The 4,694-nt window shown below is 65.3% G+C and carries 3 protein-coding genes; 2 read left to right on the plus strand and 1 reads right to left on the minus strand.

From position 1 onward, the window contains the following. Window positions 1–423: 423 nt before the first annotated feature. Window positions 424–2,121, minus strand: a complete 1,698-nt coding sequence (locus tag Y703_RS0106605; protein ID WP_026552075.1) for a bifunctional 3'-5' exonuclease/DNA polymerase — start codon at window positions 2,119–2,121, stop codon at window positions 424–426. 169 nt (window positions 2,122–2,290) lie between these two features. Between Y703_RS0106605 and ssd the strand changes: the two genes are divergently transcribed. Further along, entirely contained in the window at window positions 2,291–3,370 is a 1,080-nt protein-coding gene (gene ssd / locus Y703_RS18405) for a septum site-determining protein Ssd (protein WP_081743422.1), read from the plus strand. Then, window positions 3,367–4,563 carry a TadA family conjugal transfer-associated ATPase gene (locus tag Y703_RS18410; RefSeq protein WP_081743423.1) on the plus strand — a complete coding sequence of 399 codons (1,197 nt, stop codon included), beginning with the start codon at window positions 3,367–3,369 and terminating at the stop codon, window positions 4,561–4,563. Before ssd ends, Y703_RS18410 begins: the two co-directional genes overlap by 4 nt. Window positions 4,564–4,694: the final 131 nt, after the last annotated feature.

Consider the following 4,694-nt stretch of genomic DNA (forward strand, 5'->3'; position numbering starts at 1 on the left):
CAAACTACTCAACGACAATGTTGCTACCACCGCTTGACACCAAGCGATACATACTGCCGTGAACGGGCTCACCACTCTCGTCGAGTCCTGTACGCCAGCTGTAATTCCACTGTCCGCCCCACTCTGCCTGCTTTTCGAAGCAGGTGATATCAGGGATTTCCGCACCGAGTTTTCGCGCAGCTTCAAAGGCGCGCAATTGCGCCAGTCCGCTGGGGCCTGCGCCGATTATTCCGACCCGTAGTCTCATTGTGCTCCTCTGCATTGTGTCCGGCCGTGATGCCGATATTCCGGGATATTTACAGAAAAAATATCTCAGGGGAGTCTGATGGGACCTTTTATCAAAAAAACGCAATAGATTTCAAGAAGTCAATATTGACATTGTCGTGTTCCAGCAAATCGTGAGCTTTCCACTGAAGGATGTGGCTACTTGGCGTCGGCGTAAGAATCTACGACCATCACATTGACTGCAAACTCGATGGGGATATCGCCGAATATCAGCCGGGTGGCTGCGTGCGCGGCGTCCGACACCAGCCGGCAAACCTCGTCAACCTGGGCCTCGGGCACATGCAGCATCACCTCGTCATGCAGGAAGAAGACCAGCAGATCGACGGGGGCGGGCACGGCCGCTGCGCGCAACTGGCGGCGCAGCTCGGCCAGCCAACACAGTGCCCATTCCGCTGCAGTCGCCTGGACCACGAAGTTGCGGGTGAACCGCCCCCGGGATCGGGCGAGGTTGTCCGCCCGGCGCTGCTCCTGGGCGCTGGAACTTTGCTGGGCAGCCACCCAGGCATCGGTGGCTGGTGGGCAGCCGCGCCCCAAATAGCTGGTGACCACGCCTCCGGCCTCGCCGGTGCGCGCAGCGCTTTCCACCACGCCGATTGCCTGGGGATAGGTGTGGGCGAGCTGTGGCATCAGACGGCCGGATTCGCCAGTAGTGGCGCCGTACATGGCGCCCAGCATCGCGAGCTTGGCCTTGGCCCGGTCGTCAAAGCCTTGCTCGGCGATCCCCTGGTAGAGGTCCTTCCCGCGGGCCGCCGTCGCCAACGCTGAATCTCGGCCGAGCGCCGCCAGCACCCGTGGCTCCAGCTGGGCCGCGTCAGCGACCACAAATCGGTGTCCGGGGTCCGGCCTCACCGCGTCGCGGATCTGCTTGGGAATCTGAAGTGCACCGCCGCCCCGTGATGCCCACCGTCCTGACACCACGCCACCCACTACGTACTCGGGCCGGAACCGTCCATCCTGCACCCAGGTGTCCAGCCAGGTCCAACCATTGGCGGTGAGGAGCCTGGATAGCTTCTTGTACCGCAGCAGTGGCTCGATCCCCGGATGGTGATGCTGCTCCAATTCCCAGGACCGGGTGCTGGTTACCTCTATACCGGCCCGGTGCAGCGCACGCAGCAGCTCCTGTGGCGAATCGGGGTTGAAACTGGGATTGCTCAAGTGCACCCGCAACTCGCCGGCGATCCGCTCCAGCTCTCGTGGGCGCGCCCCTTCGCGGGGGCGGGGTCCCAGCTGGGATTCCAGGAGCGCCTCGTGAAGGTCTCGGCGCCAGGGAATACCGGCTGCTTCCATCTCCGCTGCCAGCAGTGCCCCGGCCGACTCCGCGGCGAGCAGTAGCGCGAGCCGTTGGGGATAACGGCCACCGGCGACAGCCAGTTGCTGCTGGCGGAATTCGGTGAGCACTTCACCCGGGCCCGGGCCGGCGGGAGCGCTGGGTGTTTCGAAGAGACTGAATTGACCCGCCTGCGCGGGCAGCGGTGGGAGCTGCCGGAGGGGCGGAGGCTCCTGGTGTCCGGCGCCGTCCCGCAGCTCGGCGACATAGGGCAAGTCAGCGCTAAAGCTTGAGTGCCGGAGGATGTCCCGGCACAGACTCAGGTCATGGCACCGTTCAATGCTGACCCGCTGGTGCAGGAGCTCCGGGTACCAGTCGCGGGTGGAAGTCCAGACCCAACGCACCTTCTGCGCCTCAAAGTGGCTGACCGCTGCTGGGAGCTCGCCCCGTCCGACGAGGACGGCGCGACCCGTCGGCGTTCCCGACGGGTCAGCCGGCTGGAGTACCGCAACCGCGTCCCTCGGTGACTCCTCACCTGCCCCGGCAGGGGCTGACATAACCACGTACATGAGTACATTGTCTCCCGCATTGGCGACACTATTCTCGCCGGTCCAGCGACGCCACGGAAGCACAGACTGGTTCTGTGCACCTGCCCTCCACAGAACTAGCCGCTGGACATTTGTGCACATAGGCACGACCCCGCAGCGCGCGAGCGCTGTCCCAGCGCACGCTTGAGCCATGACTGATGGACAACCTTGGCTTCCCGCACCCGGGCGGGTTGGCGCCGTGCTGGTCACCGAGTCGCAACGGATCCGCGATGAAACCGCGCGGGTCGCGGCGGCGGCGGGGCTCGAGCTGACGGTCACGGCGACCCTGCCCGAGGCATTCCAGCTGCAGCCAGCAGTGGTGTTGGTTGGCAGCGACAACACGGAGAGTCGAGCGCCCGCTGGCGGCGGGCTGATCCTTGTCGGCCTCCCTGGCGAGTCAGGCGAGGTGTGGGAAGCCGCAACCCGCCTGCGCGCCTCTCAGGTAGCAATCTTGCCGGCCGCTGCTGATTGGCTGGCGGAACGGTTCGCCAGCCTTCGCGCCACCGGCCCGCTCGGCCACCTCCTTGGGGTGATGGGGTGCTCTGGTGGCTCAGGGACCAGTTCGCTGAGCTGTTGGCTTGCGCTCGCCGCCGCACGGTCCGGTCGATCCACCCTGCTGATCGATGGCGATTGCGCTGGCGGAGGACTGGACCTCGCCCTGTTCGAAACAGGCAATGGTGTCCGGTGGGAGGATCTCGGAGAGGTCAACGGCACCCTCAATCCAGACCAGCTCGCCGGAGCTCTCCCCAGGACCAGGGGGTTTGCTGTCCTATCAATGGGCGGTTCGCCGGCTAGTGAGTCAAGCATCCTGGCCTCGTCAACTGTTCAATCGGTGCTGGATGCGGTCCGCAACTTCTACGCCTTGACGATTGTCGATCTGCCGGGCGGCTGGCCCTGGGGCGGCCCCCTGCTCCCGATCTGCGACGAGGTGATGGTGCTGGTACCCGGCCGTCTGCGACCTATTACCGCCGCTCGCTCGCTCGTGCAGCAGACTCAATTCCTCCCCACCTCAGTGATAGTGCGAGGTCCACTCGGCCCGGGCCTTGACCCGCACCGGGTCGCCGAGATGGTGGGCCGCCCACTGGTTGGCTACCTTCCTCAGCTGCGCGGAGTGCGGCACGCCGAGCGGCAGGGGCGGCTCTTGGACCTTGGCTCGCACCGCGCGGTTCAGCGGCTCACCACTCAAGCGCTAGCCACTGTGCCGCGCAGCACCGGGAAAGCCAGACCATGAGCGAACTACCCCGCGTGCGTCGTCCCACGGGATCGCACGACGACGCCGCAACCACTATGGTCAGCGACGTACGTCAAGCAGTTTTGGCAGATCAGCTGCCACTAACCGCTGCCAGGCTCGCAGCTGCGGTCCAATCCACCGGTAAACTGCTCGGATCCGCAGGCACCCTCCGAACAGTCGATCGGGTCCAGGCCGAACTGCAGGGTCTGGGACCGCTGCAACACCTCCTCGCCGATCCTGCCGTCACCGACATCCTGGTAAACGGCCCAGATGAGGTGTGGGTGGACGGCACTGACGGGCTGCGGCGAATAGCCCAGCGTTTCAGCACTGATGCCGAGGTACGGGCTCTGGCGACCCGGCTCATCTCGGCGGGCGGACGACGACTCGACGACGGCAACCCGTGCGTCGACGTTCGTCTCGCCGCATTCCGTGTCCACGCTGTTCTGGCACCGGTGTCCAACCGGGGCACTCTGCTGTCTATCCGCGTGCAGCGTCCCCGTGAGTTCACCCTGGGGGAGTTGGTTCGGTCCGGAACACTCGACCCGGTGATGGCCGAGGTGTTGCGGGCGGTCGTGGACCAGCGGCTCAATTTCCTGGTCAGCGGCGCCACCGGGACCGGCAAGACCACACTCCTGTCCACACTATTGGCGCTGAGCTCACCCACCGAACGCCTCGTAACTGTTGAAGATTCGGCTGAACTGAACCCCCGCCATCCCCATGCAGTTTCCCTGCAAAGCCGCCACGGCAACACGGAGGGGGCCGGTGCCGTCGACCTGGCCGAGCTGGTCCGGCAGGCATTGCGGATGCGTCCAGACCGTTTGATCGTGGGTGAATGCCGCGGGGCTGAGGTGCGCGAGCTCCTGACCGCGATGAACACCGGGCATGCGGGCGCTGGTGGCACAATCCACGCCAACGCTGCCGAAACCGTGCCCGCCCGGCTGATGGCGTTGGGCTCGTTGGCCGGGCTGGGCCGGGAGGCCATCACATTGCAGGCGGCCAGCGCGCTCGACGTGGTGGTGCACCTGGTGCGCGCAGGGAACGGCAGACGGGTGGCGGTGATCGGTTTGGTAGAACTGGATAGTGCTAGCCAACTGAGAGTGCGTCCAGCCCTGGTCCGGTGCGAGGATACAGCCGAGCACGCAGCCGGCTGGGTTCGACTCCAGGAACTGCTCGCGCTCGGATGCCACCAATGACCGGCCTTGCCATTGGTGGCCTGATGATTGCTGCTTTCCTTGTCCTTGCCCTTCCCCACGGTCGGAGTAACGAGCGGCGTCCGGACGCAGTGCCTTCCCGCCCAGCGCAACGGCTCGCATGGCTGAAGTTC

Origin of the sequence: Arthrobacter sp. H20 (assembly GCF_000520515.1) — a bacterium.
Lineage (GTDB): Bacteria > Actinomycetota > Actinomycetes > Actinomycetales > Micrococcaceae > Arthrobacter_D.